We start from the raw sequence: 18,152 nt of genomic DNA on the forward strand, positions 1-18,152 counted from the left end.
GAATCAGTTGTTACGGATGTATTCATCCATATCGGTTTTCAGGTTATCAGACTTGGTACCGAAGATAGCCTGGACGCCAGAGCCGGCAACCACTACGCCCGCTGCACCCAGTTTCTTCAGACCGGCCTGGTCCACTTTCGACACGTCGGCCACGCTGACGCGCAGACGAGTGATGCAAGCATCCAGGTTGGTGATGTTTTCTTTGCCGCCGAAGGCCTGAACCAGCGCCGCGGACATTTCTGAACCGCCCTGCGCGCTCTGTTCGGCAGCGTTATCTTCACGACCTGGGGTTTTCAGATCCAGTTTGGCGATCAGCACGCGGAAGATGGTGTAGTACACCAGACCGTAGATGATACCAACGATTGGGAACAGCCAGATTTTGCTGCTGTTGCCGCTCAGAACGATAAAGTCGATCAGACCGTGCGAGAAGCTGGTGCCATCACGCATGCCCAACAGAATACAGATTGGGAACGCCAGGCCAGCCAGAATGGCGTGGATCACATACAGGATCGGTGCCACGAACATGAACGAGAACTCGATCGGTTCGGTGATACCGGTCAGGAACGAGGTCAACGCGGCGGAGATCATGATACCGCCCACTTTTGCGCGGTTCTCTGGTTTGGCCGAGTGCCAGATGGCAATCGCCGCGGCCGGCAGACCGTACATTTTGAACAGGAAACCACCGGACAGTTTGCCCGCGGTCGGATCGCCCGCCATGTAGCGTGGGATATCGCCGTGGAAGACCTGACCTGCCGCGTTGGTGAATTCACCGATTTGCATCTGGAAAGGTACGTTCCAGATATGGTGCAGACCGAACGGCACCAGAGAACGCTCAACCACGCCGTAGATGCCAAACGCCACTACCGGGTTCTGATAGGCAGCCCACTGTGAGAAGGTCTGGATGGCAGTACCGATAGGTGGCCAGATAAAGGACAGGATCACACCAAGGAAGATCGCCGCCAGGCCGGAAATAATCGGCACAAAACGCTTACCGGCAAAGAAGCCGAGGTATTCCGGCAACTGGATGCGGAAGAAACGGTTAAACATGTAGGCAGCGATCGAGCCGGAGATAATCCCCCCCAGCACGCCGGTATCCGCCAGGTGTTTGGCTGCGATCTCTTCGGCAGGCAAATGCAATACCAAAGGCGCGACCACCGCCATGGTTTTCACCATGATGCCGTAGGCTACCACGGCGGCCAACGCAGAGACGCCGTCGTTATTGGTGAAGCCGAGCGCCACACCGATAGCGAAAATCAACGGCATATTGGCGAATACAGACCCGCCCGCTTCCGCCATCACGTGGGAGACTACCGCCGGTAGCCAGCTAAAATTGGCGGAACCGACGCCCAGCAGAATACCTGCGATAGGCAGTACGGATACCGGCAGCATTAGCGATTTACCTACTTTTTGCAGGTTTGCAAATGCGTTCTTGAACATAGTTGAGTGTGCTCCTGAGTAATAGTGCTTTGCTACTTCTTCGCGCGAATTTTCGCGTTGCAAGGGGGGGAGAAAATCCCCTGCAATTCAGGGTGTCTGAGCACCCCTTGAATTTTTACGCAGAGTAAAATAAATAGCCTGCGCAATGTTTGATGACAGTCACGTTTCGCCCAATCAGACGCGGAATTTTCCTTAAAAGCGCATTTATTTGTAAAAAAAGATGAAAAAATGCCCATTGCCCGGCCTGAAACGGCGATGAACATTACCCGTTTCAGCCATTAATTACGAGCTTAAAAAAAAAGACGCGACCTGTAGTTGTTCCCTAAGCCTAGGCCAAGGATGAGAGTTCGATGTGAAATAAGCGTGAAAAATTGGCGCTGGTGGTCTCTGCCAGCGTCTCAAGGCTCACGCCTTTCAAAACCGCAAGATATTCAGCTACATCACGCACATACGCGGGTTGGTTTTCTTTGCCACGGTGCGGTACCGGCGCCAGGTAGGGAGAGTCTGTTTCCACCAGCATACGATCCAGCGGCACATAACGCGCCGCGTCACGCAGTTGCTCGGCGTTGCGGAAAGTGACAATACCGGAGAAAGAAATATAGAAACCGAGATCCAGCAGCGCTTCCGCCGTTGCCCGATCTTCGGTAAAGCAGTGCAGCACGCCACCACACTGCTGGGCTTGCTCTTCTCGCAGGATACGTAGCGTATCTTCACGCGCATCACGCGTATGGACGATCACCGGTTTATTCAGATCGCGGCCAATACGAATATGTTGACGAAAAGACTCCTGTTGCAGCGCCCAGTTGTCTTTTTGATAAAAATAATCCAGCCCGGTTTCTCCCAGAGCCACCACCTGCTGCGCCGCCGCCAACTGACGCAGTTCGTCGTAATCGTAGCCGTCCTCCAAATTCAGCGGATGTACCCCGCAGGAAAACGCCACATCGGCGCGCGGGCCGATCAGATCGGTCATTGCCCGATAACCCGGCAAGGTGGTGGCCACCGCCAGGAAAAAACCAACGTCACGCGCTTTGGCCTTTGCCAGCGCGTCGTCCACATTTTGGTGCAGCGTTTGGTAGTCCAGGCTATCAAGATGGCAATGAGAATCTACTAACAACATAATATTTAACTCTTTTACAGCGAATGAGGTTGAGAATAGCCGGCAGAGGCAAACATCTGCTCCCAGCTGAGTAACCGTTCGGTCAGCAGCAGTTCGCGGTTAACGCCAACCACGCTGAGCAACTGATGTCGGCAATGCAACCATTGTTGAACGATGTGTTGCAACGACGCAGCGCTAAGCCGCGTGGCCAGTTGCTGTACCAACGGCAACCGATCCTGATTGAGCACAAAACTCGCCGCGTCCTGCTGCCATTTCATGGCATCGATCAGTAAGCTACACAGCCAGTGTAGACGCTCCGCCACGTTGTCGTGATTCAGCACCGGCAACAGCACCAGCATGTCCTGGCCAAGCAGCGCATCATGCAGCACGTCGCACAGCGCACTGCGTTGTTGCCAACGTTCCGGTTGCAGCAATTGCTCGGCGGCAATAGGCGCGCCGTCGTGCAGCCGCAGCGCCGTCAGACAGTCGGTCGGGTTGGCCACTACCTGCCGATTCAACCATTGCAGACCGAGCTGCTCGTCGGGGCTGGTGAGGTGCCAGTAAAAGCAGCGGCTGCGCAGCGTGGCCAGCAGGCGCGAAGGCTCCCGGCAACCCAACAGGAAATAGGTATTGGCCGGTGGTTCTTCCAGGGTTTTCAACAGCGCATTGGCGGCCGCTTCGGTCAAGGATTCGGCCTGCGCCAACCAGACAACCTTGGCGCCACCTTGCTGCGCATGCGAATATAGCGTTTCAATAACCTGGCGGATCGGTTCGATCCCCAGACTGCTTTTGCCCTTTTCCGGCGCCAGCACATGATAATCCGGGTGATTGCCCGCCAGCATCAGCCGACATGCATGGCATGTGCCGCAGCTTTTTTCGCCGTTGCGTTGCTGGCAAATCAGCCAGCGGCTAATGCCATAGACCAGCGCCTCATCGCCATTGCCTGCCGCTGCATGCAGCAGCAGCGCATGATGCCCGCGCCCAGCGGCATATTGAGCGATCAGTTGACGGTAAGGCGCATTCAGCCACGGATACCAATTCATCAGGCGTGTTCCTGTTGTTGCAACCACGCGGCAACGCAACGGCCAATGTCGCCCGTCACCTGCTCGAGCGGCTGTGCCGCATCAATGGTGACTATCGTTGCATCCGCCGCCGCCAGCTGCTGATAGCGAGCGCGAGTACGTTCAAAGAATGGCAAGGCTTCCTGTTCGATACGATCCAGCGCACCGCGCGCCTGTGCCCGCTGTAGCCCGACCAGCGGCGGTAAATCAAGGTAAAGCGTTAAATCGGGGCGGAAATCACCCAATACGGTATCGCGCAACGATGCCATCAGGCGCTGATCTACGCCGCGGCCACCGCCCTGGTAGGCCTGTGACGACAGATCGTGCCGATCGCCGACCACCCAGGCGCCGCGTGCCAACGCCGGCTTGATCACCGTTTCCACCAGTTGCACACGCGCGGCGTACAGCATCAGCACTTCAGCCTTGATGGTCGGCAGCTCACCTTGGTAACCGCGCTTGAACAGATCGCGCAGCTTTTCCGCCAGCGGCGTACCGCCCGGCTCGCGGGTGAAAACGATGTCGTTGATACCGTGCTGGCGCAATACATCGACCACGGTGTTGCGCGCAGTGGTTTTGCCCGCACCTTCCAGTCCTTCAATAACCACGAATTTACTGTTCATTCTTTTCCTTCAACGCCTGACGGTAAAGGCGCACCGCCTTATTGTGGTTCGCCAGGTTAGTGGTAAAGGTATGACCACCCTTGCCGTCGGCAACAAAATACAGATAAGGGGTTTTTGCCGGGTGTGCGGCGGCTTCCAGCGAAGCCTGACTCGGCATGGCGATCGGCGTTGGCGGCAGTCCATTGATCACATAGGTATTATAAGGTGTCGGCGTTTCCAGATCCTTGCGACTGATGTTGCCATTATATCCTTCTCCCATGCCATAAATGACCGTCGGATCGGTTTGCAGCCGCATGCCGATACGCAAACGGTTGACGAACACCGACGCTACCTTGGTACGCTCTTCCGGCACGGCGGTTTCTTTTTCAACGATCGACGCCATGGTCAGCAGCTGTTCGGGGGTTTTGTAGGGCAACGACGTGTCACGCCCCTGCCATGCATCTTCCAGGGCTTTTACCATGCGTAAATGTGCTCGTTTGAGCAAGGCGATATCGGTCATGCCAGCGGTGTAGGCATAGGTGTCGGGATATAAGTACCCTTCTGGCTGAACGCCTGCCGGCAGGCCGAGCGCCTCGGCGATTTGCGCCTCACTCTTGCCTGCCAGCGTGTGTTTCAGGTATTGGGATTGCTGCAAAACCAGCAGCCAGTCACGCAGACGAGAGCCTTCAATAAAGCGGGCGCTGAATTGCGCTTCCTTGCCACTGGCCAACAGCTCCAGCATCTGGCGCACCGTCATGCCCGGCGTAAAGCGATAAGTACCGGCCTTGAATTCAGCCAGTTCAGGATCAAGCTTCAGCAACCAGGGGAACCATTTTCCGCTACGGATCAATTTGTCACGTACCAGCAAGCCTTCCAGCGCCACGCGGCCAGTACCGGCAGGCAGTTTGAAGATCGCTTCCTGCTGAATCGCCAACGGCGTATCGGCAAAGCGCTCAACCTTCTGGTAACCCCAAAACAGCAGGGCCAATACCAGAACAACTACTAACGAAACAATCTTCAGTTTTTTTCTCTTCATCAATCAGCCATGGTCAACAGTGTGGGCTTAAAAAATCGTATAACCGGCGCGAGTGATAATGCCACTGATGCGCCATATTAACCGGCAGCAAAGGCATCAGTGCATTGCTCACCAACACCTCGTCGGCGTCGGCCAGGGTAGCAAGCGGCTCGCTGACGCAATACAGCGCATACTCGCTGCCCGCCAGCAGCTCCATCACCCGGCGCCGCATCAGGCCAGTTACGCCCGCCTGGCCAAGATCCGGCGTGTAGACCGCCTTTCCCTTACGCCAGAACAAATTAGCCGCACAGCATTCCACCAGCAACCCGGCAGTGTCAAGCACCAGCGCCTCGTCGGCGTCAGTCTGGTCAAGATGCGCGCGAATCAGCACCTGCTCCAGACGATTAAGGTGCTTCAGACCGGCCAGCAGCGGGTTGCGCGCCAATGGCACCGGGCTGAGCGCCAACCGGATCCCCTGTTCACGCAGGCGAAGATAATGCTGTGGATAGGCGCTGCGCGACACAATGCGCTTCGGATGACTACACCCTTGCGGGCTGTAACCCCGCCCGCCGCTGCCGCGCGTCAGTATCGCTTTGACCACGCCTAGCGGGATAGATTCTGCCGCCTGGCGCATTTCCTGCTCCAGGGCCGGCCAATCGGTATGCGGCAACATCAACCGCTGCGCCGCCTGCTGCATTCGTTCGATATGCCAGGGCAACAGGTCGATTTGCCCGTCAACCACCCGTGCTGTGGTGAAACAACCGTCACCAAACTGCAGGCCACGGTCGCTTGGCGCCAGCGCATCATGTTGTTGCCCATTAATCCAGTACATATCTCCCCCAGAGGGTTTCGGTTTTGATTACAGAATAACAGGCACGGCAGCCGGTTGGCCTGGCGTGGCATAAAAAAAGCCCGGTTCAAGACCGGGCTTCCAAAGACAGACCAAACGATGTTTAAACGCGACGGAAAATCAGCGAGCCGTTGGTGCCGCCAAAACCGAAGGAGTTACACAGGGTATATTCCAAATCGGTTACCTGACGCGCTTCATGCGGTACAAAGTCCAGATCGCAACCTTCATCCGGGTTATCCAGGTTGATGGTCGGCGGAACCGCCCGATCGCGCAGTGCCAGTACGGTGAAGATCGATTCAATCGCACCCGCAGCCCCCAACAGGTGGCCGGTCATCGATTTGGTCGAGCTGACCATCACCCGTGCCGCATCGGCACCAAACACCGATTTGACCGCTTCTGCTTCCGCTTTATCACCGGCCGGCGTTGAGGTACCGTGCGCATTGATATAACCAACCTGTGACGTTGTCACACCCGCATCTTTCAACGCGTGCTCCATCGCCAATGCCGCACCTGCGCCGTTTTCCGGCGGTGAGGTCATATGGTAGGCATCGCTGCTCATACCAAAACCGACAACTTCTGCGTAAATTTTTGCACCGCGCTTTTTGGCGTGTTCGTACTCTTCGAGCACCATCATACCTGCGCCGTCGCCCAGTACGAAACCGTCACGGTCTTTGTCCCATGGACGGCTTGCCGCCTGCGGGTTGTCGTTGCGGGTGGACAGCGCGCGCGCTGCGCCGAAACCGCCAACGCCCAATGGGGTACTGGCTTTTTCTGCCCCACCGGCCAGCATAACGTCAGCATCATTGTAAGCAATGATACGCGCGGCATGGCCAATGTTATGCACGCCTGAGGTGCAGGCGGTGGCAATCGAAATACTCGGCCCACGCATGCCATACATGATGGTCAGGTGCCCGGCAATCATGTTGACGATGGTGGACGGCACGAAGAACGGGCTTATTTTCCGCGGGCCACCGTTGACCAGCGAACTGTGATTTTCTTCAATCAGACCCAAACCGCCGATGCCGGAGCCAATAGCGGCGCCAATGCGGCCGGCGTTGGCCTCGGTGATATCCAGCCCGGCGTCCTGCATGGCCTGCATGCCGGCGGCGATGCCGTACTGAATGAAGAGGTCCATCTTGCGCGCATCTTTGCGAGAGATGAAATCCTCAACGTTAAAATTCTTTACCAAGCCAGCAAAACGCGTTGCATAGGCAGTAGTATCGAAATGTTCGATCAGGCTGATGCCACTCTGACCGGCAAGAAGAGCGTTCCATGTGGACTCTACCGTATTGCCGACAGGAGACAACATGCCCAGTCCGGTCACAACTACTCGACGCTTAGACACGTTTGTCCTCCAAGGAGGGAAAATATGACACTAGAGATAGAAAAAACTTAGGCGGTCGAGTGACCGCCTAGATATGTTCGCTTACTGCTGGTTCTGGTTGATGAAATCAATAGCTGCCTGAACAGTAGTGATTTTCTCAGCTTCTTCGTCTGGAATTTCGGTGTCGAATTCTTCTTCCAGCGCCATTACCAACTCAACAGTGTCAAGAGAATCAGCACCCAGATCTTCAACGAAAGAAGCAGTGTTTACCACTTCCTCCTGTTTAACACCCAGTTGCTCAACAATGATTTTCTTAACGCGTTCTTCGATAGTGCTCATACTCTTAAATTTCCTATCAAAACTCGCTTTCGCGATGGTTTTCGTAGTGTATAAAATGTTGAAAAAGATGCAACTAAATCCCGGCTGGTCAAACCACGATTTTACGCTATTTTGCGGTTTTTACCCCAAATAACGCAAATAGTTTTCGCATTTTTTAAATCATGTACATGCCGCCATTGACATGCAATGTTTCACCGGTGATATAGCCAGCCTCATCAGAGGCTAAAAATGCAACAGCGCTGGCGATTTCTTTAGCATCACCCAGCCGATTGGCTGGAACCGATGTCAAAATGCCTGCACGTTGATCTTCTGTCAACGCCCGTGTCATGTCCGTCTCAATAAAGCCAGGAGCCACGACGTTGACCGTAATGCCACGAGAAGCAACTTCACGTGCCAAAGATTTGCTAAAACCAATCAAGCCGGCTTTAGCCGCCGCGTAGTTAGCCTGCCCTGCATTGCCCATGGTTCCAACAACGGAACCGATAGTGATGATCCGGCCAAACCGCTTTTTCATCATAGCTCGCATTACCGCTTTTGACAGACGGAATACGGAAGTCAGATTAGTATCAAGAATATCCTGCCACTCATCGTCTTTCATACGCATCAGCAGGTTATCACGCGTAATGCCGGCATTATTCACTAAAATGTCGATTTCGCCAAATTCCGCACGAATCGATGCCAGCACGCTGTCGATAGATTGAGCATCAACAACGTTTAACATAAACCCTTTACCGTTTGTGCCCAGATAGTCGCTGATGGCTTCTGCGCCCTTTTCACTGGTCGCGGTACCGATAACTTTTGCGCCACGCGCAACAAACGATTCTGCAATAGCCCGGCCAATACCGCGGCTTGCGCCGGTGACCAGAACAACTTTTCCTTCGAAGCTCATTGTTTTCCTCTTTATTGTTCAAGCGCCGCTGACAGGCTGGCTGGGTCGTTAACCGCTGATGCCGTCATGGTATCGACAATGCGTTTGGTCAGACCGGTGAGCACTTTGCCCGGACCGACCTCCAGCAGCGAGCCGACGCCCTGCGCCGCAATGAATTCTACGCTTTCGGTCCAGCGTACCGGGCTGAACAATTGGCGAACCAGCGCGCTGCGGATCGCCTGCGGATCGGTTTCGCTGCGCACATCGACGTTGTTGACCACCGGTATCTGTGGTGCATTGAAGTCGATCTCTTTCAACGCCTCGGCCAGCTTGTCCGCCGCCGGTTTCATCAGTGCGCAATGCGAAGGCACGCTGACCGGTAACGGCAGCGCACGCTTGGCGCCAGCGGCCTTACAGGCGGCACCGGCACGCTCAACCGCGTCCTTGTTGCCAGCAATCACCACCTGGCCAGGTGAGTTGAAGTTCACCGGAGCAACCACTTCGCCCTGTGCGGATTCTTCGCACGCTTTGGCGATGGCGTCGTTATCCAGGCCGATAATGGCGTACATGGCGCCAGTGCCCGCCGGCACCGCTTCCTGCATCAGTTTGCCGCGCAGCTCGACCAGGCGGATTGCCGCCTGGAAATCCAGCACGCCCGCACACACCAGCGCGGAATATTCACCCAGGCTATGGCCAGCCATAAACGCTGGCATTTTCCCATCCTGCTGCTGCCAAACGCGGAAAATGGCGACCGACGCCGCCAGCAGCGCAGGCTGCGTCTGCCAGGTTTTATTCAGTTCTTCGGCCGGCCCCTGCTGCACCAGTTGCCACAGGTCATAGCCCAGGGCAGCAGACGCCTCGGCGAAGGTCTGTTCAACCACAGGATACTCGGCGGCCAACTCGGCCAGCATGCCAACGGTCTGCGACCCCTGGCCAGGAAATACCATTGCAAATTGCGTCATTTTATCTTCCTGTCAATTCAGAAACGAACCAGCGCCGAGCCCCAGGTAAAGCCGCCGCCAAATGCTTCAAGCAACACCAGTTGACCGCGTTGGATCCGCCCGTCACGCACCGCTTCATCCAGCGCTGCGGGTACCGAGGCGGCAGAGGTATTGCCGTGACGATCGAGGGTCACCACCACCTTGTCCATCTCCATACCCAGTTTTCTTGCCGTCGCGCTGATAATGCGCAGATTGGCCTGATGCGGCACCAACCAGTCCAGCTCGCTACGGTCCAGATTGTTGGCCGCGAGCGTTTCATCAACGATATGCGCCAGTTCCGTAACCGCAACCTTAAAGACTTCATTGCCCGCCATGGTGACGTAGGCCGGCTTTTCCTGCTGCTGGCGATCTTTATACGGCAGCGTCAACAACCCGCCGTAACTGCCGTCGGCATGCAGGTGAGTAGACAAAATACCCGGTTGTTCGCAAGCTCCCAGCAAGACCGCCCCGGCGCCATCACCAAACAGGATGATGGTGCCGCGATCGTCAGGATCGAGGGTGCGTGACAGCACGTCGGCGCCGATCACCAGCGCATGCTTCACCGCACCGTTCTTGATGTATTGATCGGCCACGCTCAACGCATAGGTAAAACCGGCGCAAGCCGCGGCCAAATCGAAGGCCGCACAGTCCTTGACGCCCAGCATTTGCTGAATCTGGCAGGCTGAACTTGGGAAAGCATGGCTCGAGGTAGTGGTCGCAACAATGATCAGACCAAGATCTTCTTTCGCCACGCCGGCCATTTCCAGCGCATGTTTTGCTGCCTCGAAGCCCATGGTCGCAACCGTTTCGTCTGCGGCTGCGATACGGCGTTCACGGATACCGGTACGCGTGACGATCCACTCGTCAGAGGTATCCACCATTTTTTCCAAATCAGCATTGGTGCGTACTTGTACGGGTAAATAACTCCCCGTACCGAGAATCTTTGTATACATGTACGATCAGTCACTCTTGGGTAATACAGCCTCAAGGCGCGCCGCAATCCTGTCAGGGACTTGCCGCTGCACCGCCTGCACAGCCTGTTCGATGGCGACCGCGAACGCACGTTGGTTCGCCGCGCCGTGGCTCTTGATTACGGTGCCCCGCAATCCTAACAGACATGCACCATTATACTGGTCGGGGTTCAAGTGACCGAAACGCCTGGTCACTCTTTTTTGTAACCAACGGCCCAACAATTTCAACCACCACGCCTGCTTACCGCCGTCGCCGGAGGATTTCAGCAAAGATAAAAACAGCCTTATCACACCTTCCATCGTCTTCAGCGTGACGTTGCCAACAAAGCCGTCGCAGACCATGACATCGGTTTTACCGGTGAGCAGATCGTTTCCTTCCAGATAACCAATATAGTTGATTGTCGAAGTTTTTCTTAAAACAGCGGCCGCTTCGCGGATATTATCCAGACCTTTGGTCTCTTCTTCGCCGATGTTCAGCAGCGCCACGCGCGGTTGCGCTATGCCTACCACTTCTTCCGCCATTACGGCGCCCATCACGGCGAACTGCACCAGCATGGTGCTGTCGCACTCCACGTTGGCGCCCAGATCCAGCACCACCGTCTTGCTGCGCTGCTGGTTGGGAATGACCGTCATCAACGCCGGCCGTTCGATGCCGTCCAGCGGCTTGATCAACATCTTGGCCAACCCCATCAGCGCTCCGGTATTGCCCGCACTGACACACGCCTGCGCCTCGCCCTGCTTAATCAGCTCCAGCGCGATGCGCATGGAGGTGCCGCGGCTGGCGCGTATCGCTTGTGAAGGCTTGGCGTCGCCGGCAATGACTGACTCGGCGGGCACGACTTGCAGACGTTCCAAAAGAATCGGATCGGCTTTGGCAAGTAAGGGGGAGATGGCGTCGGGATCGCCGACCAGCAGGAGATGAAGCTGTAAATTAGAGGCCAGTGCCTGCAATGAAGCAGGCACTGTGACGCAGGGACCGAAGTCCCCGCCCATTGCATCTAACGCCAGGGTTAGACGAGTCAAGGTACCGCTACTTAGCCGATAACCTTGCGACCGCGGTAGAAACCGTCGGCAGTGATGTGGTGACGACGGTGAGTTTCACCGGATACTTTGTCTACAGACAAAGTAGTCGTGGTCAGCGCATCGTGTGAACGACGCATGCCACGCTTGGAACGGGTTGGTTTGTTCTGTTGTACGGCCATGGACCTTACTCCTCAATTACTTTTCTTTAAACTGGCTAATACGGCAAACGGATTCGGTTTCTCCGCCTCTTCAGGCAGTTTGCCAAATACCATGTCCGCTTCGGACACTTCACAGTGTTCAGATTCATGTACCGGAACGACTGGCAGCGAAAGAATAATTTCATCTTCAATCATTGCCAACAGATCGACTTCGCCAAATTCGTCAACTTCGATCGGTTCGTACGCTTCCGGTAATGCCTCAGCCTGCTCATCATTGACGACCGGGCTAAAACAATACGTTGTGTGAACGTGATGTTCAAACGGGACTCCACAGCGCTGGCACATCAGCGTTACCGCGACGTCCGCTTGCCCTGTAATCACCGCCAGGCGTTGGTTGTCAATATCAAACGACAACGATACCTGAACATCACTATCCACACTGACCACGGAGTCGGCAACACGTGTAACCTGCTCAGGCGCATAGACACCAACATAGTCCAGGCGTTTCTGAGCGGTACGTACCGCATCAATGGTCAAGGGTAATTTTACCTTTTGCATAGGGCGCGCATATTAACTTTGTAACGACGTAGAGTCAAAGAAAAAGGCCGTAAAACGGCACCTTTCACCAATATTCGCTTCCACAGCGGCCGACAGTTTAAGATGCCGCTACCAAATACGCTATGGTTTACGAAAAAATTTATGCAGAGATTACTGTTAGCCTCAACTTCCCCCTACCGCAAACTGCTGCTGGAGAAGCTGCAACTGCCTTTTATATGCGCCGCGCCGCAGGTTGATGAAAGCCCGTTGGCAGGCGAAAGCGCCGAAGCACTGGTGCTGCGCCTGGCCGCGGCTAAGGCACAGGCGTTGTCGTCCGCCTACCCGGACCATTTGATCATCGGTTCCGATCAGGTGTGCGTACTGGATGGCCGCATTAGCGGCAAGCCACACAGCGAAGACAATGCTCGTGCGCAATTGCGTCAGGCCAGCGGCAAGCGCGTCACCTTTTATACCGGTCTGGCACTGTACAACAGTCGCAGTGGGCATCTGCAGGCGTTATGCGAACCGTTTCATGTCCATTTCCGTACGCTCGCAGAGGCGGAAATCGCCACTTACGTGCAACGCGAGCAGCCGCTCAACTGCGCCGGCAGCTTTAAAAGCGAAGGATTAGGCATTGCCTTGTTTGACCGGTTGGAAGGCCGAGACCCGAACACGCTGGTCGGTCTGCCGCTGATCGCACTGCTGGAGATGCTGCGGGCCGAAGGACTCAACCCGCTGGGATAAGCTTGATGGTTACTTCTGTGCCTGCTTGCGCAGCACTTGCAGGCAATGACGCAGTTCGTCATCCATCGGCGCTTCGATACGTAGCGTTTCGCCGGTGCCGGGATGCTCAAAACGCAACGCCGCCGCATGCAGGAATAGACGCTTGAGGCCGGTGCCGGCCAACTGCCGGTCGAACTCGCGATCGCCATAACGATCGTCAAAGGCAATGGGATGACCGGCATGCAGAGTATGAACGCGTATCTGATGGGTGCGACCGGTAATCGGGCTGGCCTTCACCAAGGTGGCATGTTCAAACCGCTCTTCCACCTTAAAGCGGGTTTCCGACGGTTTACCTTCGCTGCTGACGCGCACTATGCGCTCACCGCTTTGCAGAATGTTCTTCAGCAACGGCGCCTGCACCGCTTTGCAATGCGATTGCCACTGACCGCGTACCAACGCCAGATAATCCTTTTGCATGCCCTTCAGCCGCAGTTGCTCATGCAGCGAACGCAGCGCCGAGCGCTTCTTCGCCACCAGCAATACGCCGGAGGTATCGCGATCCAGCCGGTGCACCAGCTCCAGAAAGCGCGCTTCCGGTCGCAGGGCACGCAACCCTTCGATGACGCCGAAGCTCAAGCCGCTGCCGCCGTGCACGGCTGTGCCGGAGGGTTTGTTCAGCAGTAACAGATGGTCGTCTTCGTACAGGATGCAATTGGCCAGCGCCGCCACTTTATCCAGTTTGGCGGACACCGGCGCCTCTTCGCGTTCGGCTACCCGCACCGGTGGCACACGAACCACGTCGCCGGCTGCCAGCTTGTATTCCGCCTTGATGCGGCCTTTGTTCACCCGCACCTCGCCCTTGCGCACGATGCGGTAAATCATACTCTTCGGCACGCCTTTCAGACGAGCAAGGAGAAAGTTGTCGATTCGCTGACCCGCTTCATCGTCAGAAATCGTGATCAGTTGTACTGCGGGATTGTTCGTTTTCATGGGGCGAGATTCTAAATACAGCGCGTAAATAGCGCCACCTCTTTTTATGTGCTTAACTGTCACTTTGACGGTGGAATTGATCGTGGCGAACAATAAGGCAGCAAGCCGGTTTGATCGTTTGCGATTTCTTCCGCAGTTAAGAAAAAGTCACCTTGCTATAACGGTATCAGCAGTGGAATAATGAGGTCACTTTCCGCCTTGATTCTCGTTATAACAAGGGAAATTGCGGAATTATAAAGTTTGTCTGGTTGCACAAAAACGCAGCAATGGCGTAAGACGTAATGTGAAATCAAACAATTAGCGGGCTGCGGGTTGCAGCTTGGCCGGTAAAATGGAATCAGATCTGTCGACGTAAATCAGAGACTATTCCCTGACTCAAAAGCGCTGCTTTCACAAAGAAACGCAGGCTTACCGAGATAATGCGCCCCTATGCAGGCGACAACCGTGAGGTTGACGGCTTTGCGAGAAGACACGGGGCTTTCGGTTTAACCCGGCCATGAGGTTATACCCTTAATAATTCAGGTTGCATAAAGGCGGCAACTAAACGAGTCTCCAGGCGCATCGACACCGGTGCGACGGGGATGAGAAAGCGCCGTCAATGCAGAAACTGCCTGAAGTATGACGGATATTTTTGCCCGCAGCTCTGTCGATAATGTAAAAAATAACGAGTAAGTTAAGATGAAAAGAATGTTGATTAACGCGACTCAGCAGGAAGAGTTGCGTGTTGCCCTAGTAGATGGACAGCGGCTGTATGATTTGGACATTGAAAGCCCAGGTCATGAACAGAAAAAGGCGAATATTTACAAAGGCAAAATCACCCGCATTGAACCAAGTCTTGAAGCCGCGTTCGTAGATTACGGCGCAGAACGACATGGTTTCCTCCCCCTTAAAGAAATCGCCCGCGAATACTTCCCTAGCAATTATTCCTCTCATGGCCGTCCTAACATCAAAGATGTGCTGCGCGAAGGCCAGGAAGTGATCGTACAGGTTGATAAAGAAGAACGTGGTAACAAAGGCGCCGCCTTGACCACCTTCATCAGCCTGGCAGGCAGTTACCTGGTGTTGATGCCGAACAACCCGCGAGCCGGCGGTATTTCTCGCCGTATCGAAGGTGATGACCGCACCGAACTGAAAGAGGCGTTGTCCTCGCTGCAATTACCCGACGGCATGGGTCTGATTGTCCGCACTGCGGGCGTCGGCAAATCTGCCGAAGCGCTGCAATGGGATCTGTCATTCCGCCTGAAGCACTGGGATGCCATCAAGAAAGCCGCCGAAGGTCGCCCGGCTCCCTTCCTGATCCATCAGGAAAGCAACGTTATCGTGCGTGCATTCCGCGATTATCTGCGCCCGGACATCGGCGAAATCCTGATCGACAACCCGAAAATTCTCGACCTGGCGAAAGAGCACATTGCCGCGCTGGGCCGTCCTGATTTCAGCAGCAAAATCAAACTTTACAGTGGTGAAATCCCCCTGTTCAGCCATTACCAGATTGAATCGCAAATTGAGTCCGCCTTCCAGCGTGAAGTGCGTCTGCCTTCCGGCGGGTCGATTGTTATCGATACCACCGAAGCACTGACCGCCATCGATATCAACTCCGCACGTGCAACCCGCGGTGGCGATATTGAAGAAACCGCTTTCAATACCAACCTGGAAGCGGCTGATGAAATCGCTCGCCAGTTGCGCTTGCGTGACCTCGGTGGCCTGATCGTTATCGACTTTATTGACATGACCCCGGTACGCCACCAGCGTGAAGTGGAAAACCGTCTGCGCGACGCCGTCCGTCAGGACCGTGCACGTATCCAGATCGGCCGCATCTCCCGCTTTGGCCTGCTTGAGATGTCCCGTCAACGCCTCAGCCCATCGCTTGGCGAATCCAGCCATCACGTCTGCCCGCGCTGTAACGGCACCGGTACCGTGCGTGACAACGAATCGTTGGCACTCTCTATTCTGCGCCTGATCGAAGAAGAAGCGCTGAAGGAAAACACCAAAGAAGTTCATGCTATCGTGCCGGTCCAGGTGGCATCTTACCTGCTGAACGAAAAGCGTGAGTCCGTCAGCGCCATTGAAAAGCGTCAGGGCGGCGTCAAAGCCATCATCGTGCCAAACGATCAGATGCAAACGCCACATTATTCGGTATTGCGCGTGCGCAAAGGCGAAGAAACCCCAACCCTGAGCTACCTGCTGCCGAAACTGCACGAAGAAGAGATGGCACAGCCGCTGGAAGATGCGCCAATGGAGCGCAAACGTCCAGAACAACCGGCGCTGGCCTCCTTCTCTCTGGCTGCCGATGCCCCACCGCCGGCGCAAGAAACCGTGGCAGTGGCCAAACCTGTCGCGGTCGCCAAATCAACGGCGCCGGCTGCTGCCAAGCCAGGCCTGCTGGGTCGTCTGTTCGGTGGTCTGAAAGCACTGTTCGCGGCGGATGAACAACCGGCGGTAGAAGAAAAGCCGGCTGAAACGCCGAAAGCTGAAAACAGCGAAAACCGTCGTCAGGATCGTCGTGGCCAACGCCGTCAAGGCGCCGGCCGCAAAGATCGCGGCGAACGTGGTGACCGTAACGAACGCGGTGACCGTAACGAGCGTGGTGAACGTAGCGATCGCGGTGAGCGTCCAGAACGTGGCGAACGTAGAGAACGTGGTGAAGGCCGCGATAATCGCGAAGCACGCGAACCTCGCGAGTCCCGTGACGAGCAGCGCCGTAACCGTCGCAACGCAGCGCAAAACGCGCCGGTTGCCGCCGAAGCTCAGTCGGAAGAAGCCGCCAAGGCGCAGCGTGAAGAACAGCAGCAACGCCGTGAACAGCGTGCCGAACGCCAACGTCGCCGTCAGGAAGAAAAACGTCAGGCTCAGCAGGAAGTGAAGGCGCTGGAAAGCGTTGAAGCACCTGTGGCAGCAGCAGCCGATGAAGATCAAGACGATCGTCATCAGCAGCCGGCACAGCGCCGTCAACGTCGTCAGTTGTCGCAACGTGTCCGCATTCAGTCTGCCGAAGAAGAACTGCAGAGCGCGGCGGAAGAACTGTTGGCACCCAAAATGCCGGCGGCGAAAACCGAAGCAGTGAAGCAAGCCTCGACTGCGGAAGACGGCGTCAAACTGCTGCCGGAAGCCGTCGCCACCTCCCCTGAAGATGATGTACAGGGTGAGGCCCGCAATGGTGAAAACGGTATGCCGCGTCGTTCACGCCGCTCACCACGCCATCTGCGCGTCAGTGGCCAGCGTCGTCGCCGTTACCGTGACGAACGCTACCCAACCCAGTCGCCAATGCCGCTGGCGGGCGCTTTCGTCTCACCAGAAATGGCCTCTGGTAAAGTATGGGTAAGTTACCCTGTCACACAAGCGGCTCCAGCGGTAGAAGAAGCCGAAGTCGCTGCCGAAGCGACCGATATTGCCGCTGAAAACGTCATGACAACCGAAGCCGTAGCCGCAGCCAGCGTTGCTGCTCCGTTGTTGACCGACGCAAGCGAGCAAGTTCAGGCCACGCCTGTTCAACCAGCCGTTGAAACCGAACCGACGCCATCGGCACCGGTTCAGACTGCTGACGAACCGGCAACTGACGAACCGGTAATCAATAGCCAACTGGCCGAAGACGTGGCGGAAACCGCTGAGACCCCGGTTAAAGAGGCAGAAACCAACGCTGAAGATAGCGTACCGGCCGCAGCGCCAGAGCTCATCGAATCTGACGACGCTCAGCCTGCACCAGTGGCTGAGACTGAGATGGCCCCGGTGGTTGAAACCGCAGCGGCCGCTCCGGCAGAAGAGGCGACGGATAAAACCGTTACCGACACCGCGGTTGAAGCGGCGGTTGAACCCGCACCGCAACCGGTGAGCGAACCGGTGGTTGCCCAACCGGAGGATGTGACAGTTGAAGCGGCTGCGGTTGCCGAACCTGTTGTCGCAGCCGCTCCGGTGGTGGTTAACGAAACGCAAGGCGCTACGCTGTACAAGCATATCGCCAGTGCTCCAATGACCAAGGCACCAGCGCCGGCTTATCAGCCAGAAGCACCGAAGCAAAGCGACTGGCACCGCCCTGCCTTCAACTTCGAAGGTAAAGGCTCTGCCGGTGGGCATGCCGCAGCCACCACGGCTACGGCACCAGCCACCAAACCGCAACCGATTAACGACTAAGTTAATCCAAGTGATAAAAAAACCCGCAATCTGCGGGTTTTTTATCGCTTGCGGCC

At 56.0% G+C, this 18,152-nt stretch carries 17 protein-coding genes; 2 read left to right on the top strand and 15 right to left on the bottom strand.

Annotation, left to right across the window (positions count from 1 at the left end):
- Nucleotides 1-3 precede the first annotated feature (3 nt).
- The 14 genes from ptsG to yceD all read right to left on the bottom strand — a co-directional run bounded on the left by ptsG (nt 4) and on the right by yceD (nt 12,279).
- Nucleotides 4-1,437 carry a PTS glucose transporter subunit IIBC gene (gene ptsG / locus NYE85_RS17875; protein ID WP_004964251.1) on the bottom strand — a complete coding sequence of 478 codons (1,434 nt, stop codon included), beginning with the start codon at nt 1,435-1,437 and terminating at the stop codon, nt 4-6.
- Between the two features lie 328 nt (nt 1,438-1,765).
- Nucleotides 1,766-2,554 carry a metal-dependent hydrolase gene (locus NYE85_RS17880; protein WP_259006057.1) on the bottom strand — a complete coding sequence of 263 codons (789 nt, stop codon included), beginning with the start codon at nt 2,552-2,554 and terminating at the stop codon, nt 1,766-1,768.
- A 14-nt stretch (nt 2,555-2,568) separates the two neighbouring features.
- A complete protein-coding gene (gene holB, locus NYE85_RS17885; protein WP_259006058.1) occupies nt 2,569-3,576 on the bottom strand; it encodes a DNA polymerase III subunit delta' in 1,008 nt (335 codons plus the stop codon).
- Nucleotides 3,576-4,214: a dTMP kinase gene (tmk, locus tag NYE85_RS17890; RefSeq protein ID WP_259006059.1), complete on the bottom strand. Its 639-nt coding sequence runs from the start codon at nt 4,212-4,214 to the stop codon at nt 3,576-3,578. The genes holB and tmk overlap by 1 nt, the downstream gene beginning before the upstream one ends.
- Nucleotides 4,204-5,229 carry an endolytic transglycosylase MltG gene (mltG, locus tag NYE85_RS17895; RefSeq protein WP_259006060.1) on the bottom strand — a complete coding sequence of 342 codons (1,026 nt, stop codon included), beginning with the start codon at nt 5,227-5,229 and terminating at the stop codon, nt 4,204-4,206. The genes tmk and mltG overlap by 11 nt, the downstream gene beginning before the upstream one ends.
- Before the next feature lie 13 nt (nt 5,230-5,242).
- Nucleotides 5,243-6,040 (bottom strand): aminodeoxychorismate lyase, encoded by a 798-nt coding sequence (gene pabC, locus NYE85_RS17900; RefSeq protein ID WP_259006061.1) that lies wholly within the window; start codon nt 6,038-6,040, stop codon nt 5,243-5,245.
- A 121-nt stretch (nt 6,041-6,161) separates the two neighbouring features.
- On the bottom strand, nt 6,162-7,403 hold the full coding sequence (fabF, locus tag NYE85_RS17905) for a beta-ketoacyl-ACP synthase II (RefSeq protein WP_259006062.1): 1,242 nt from the start codon (nt 7,401-7,403) through the stop codon (nt 6,162-6,164).
- Nucleotides 7,404-7,484: 81 nt separating this feature from the next.
- A complete protein-coding gene (gene acpP / locus NYE85_RS17910) occupies nt 7,485-7,721 on the bottom strand; it encodes an acyl carrier protein (protein WP_259006063.1) in 237 nt (78 codons plus the stop codon).
- A 154-nt stretch (nt 7,722-7,875) separates the two neighbouring features.
- Nucleotides 7,876-8,610, bottom strand: a complete 735-nt coding sequence (gene fabG / locus NYE85_RS17915) for a 3-oxoacyl-ACP reductase FabG (protein ID WP_259006064.1) — start codon at nt 8,608-8,610, stop codon at nt 7,876-7,878.
- A gap of 11 nt (nt 8,611-8,621) precedes the next feature.
- A complete protein-coding gene (fabD, locus tag NYE85_RS17920) occupies nt 8,622-9,551 on the bottom strand; it encodes an ACP S-malonyltransferase (protein WP_259006065.1) in 930 nt (309 codons plus the stop codon).
- A 17-nt stretch (nt 9,552-9,568) separates the two neighbouring features.
- The gene (locus NYE85_RS17925) at nt 9,569-10,522 is read right to left on the bottom strand and encodes a beta-ketoacyl-ACP synthase III (RefSeq protein ID WP_259006066.1); all 954 of its coding nucleotides are present in this window, start codon (nt 10,520-10,522) and stop codon (nt 9,569-9,571) included.
- A 6-nt stretch (nt 10,523-10,528) separates the two neighbouring features.
- Nucleotides 10,529-11,563 carry a phosphate acyltransferase PlsX gene (plsX, locus tag NYE85_RS17930; RefSeq protein ID WP_259006067.1) on the bottom strand — a complete coding sequence of 345 codons (1,035 nt, stop codon included), beginning with the start codon at nt 11,561-11,563 and terminating at the stop codon, nt 10,529-10,531.
- A gap of 11 nt (nt 11,564-11,574) precedes the next feature.
- The gene (rpmF, locus tag NYE85_RS17935) at nt 11,575-11,742 is read right to left on the bottom strand and encodes a 50S ribosomal protein L32 (protein ID WP_004927778.1); all 168 of its coding nucleotides are present in this window, start codon (nt 11,740-11,742) and stop codon (nt 11,575-11,577) included.
- Nucleotides 11,743-11,754: 12 nt separating this feature from the next.
- A complete protein-coding gene (gene yceD / locus NYE85_RS17940; RefSeq protein ID WP_259006068.1) occupies nt 11,755-12,279 on the bottom strand; it encodes a 23S rRNA accumulation protein YceD in 525 nt (174 codons plus the stop codon).
- Nucleotides 12,280-12,420: 141 nt separating this feature from the next.
- Here yceD and NYE85_RS17945 point away from each other — a divergent pair, with 141 nt between their 5' ends.
- Nucleotides 12,421-13,002 carry a nucleoside triphosphate pyrophosphatase gene (locus NYE85_RS17945; RefSeq protein ID WP_259006069.1) on the top strand — a complete coding sequence of 194 codons (582 nt, stop codon included), beginning with the start codon at nt 12,421-12,423 and terminating at the stop codon, nt 13,000-13,002.
- A 9-nt stretch (nt 13,003-13,011) separates the two neighbouring features.
- Here NYE85_RS17945 and rluC read toward each other — a convergent pair whose 3' ends face one another.
- On the bottom strand, nt 13,012-13,971 hold the full coding sequence (gene rluC, locus NYE85_RS17950) for a 23S rRNA pseudouridine(955/2504/2580) synthase RluC (RefSeq protein WP_004964280.1): 960 nt from the start codon (nt 13,969-13,971) through the stop codon (nt 13,012-13,014).
- 678 nt (nt 13,972-14,649) lie between these two features.
- Here rluC and rne point away from each other — a divergent pair.
- Nucleotides 14,650-18,096, top strand: coding sequence for a ribonuclease E (gene rne, locus NYE85_RS17955; RefSeq protein WP_259006070.1), 3,447 nt, complete (start codon nt 14,650-14,652; stop codon nt 18,094-18,096).
- Nucleotides 18,097-18,152: the final 56 nt, after the last annotated feature.

The organism is Serratia sp. AKBS12 (genome assembly GCF_024793895.1).
Taxonomy (GTDB): domain Bacteria; phylum Pseudomonadota; class Gammaproteobacteria; order Enterobacterales; family Enterobacteriaceae; genus Serratia_F.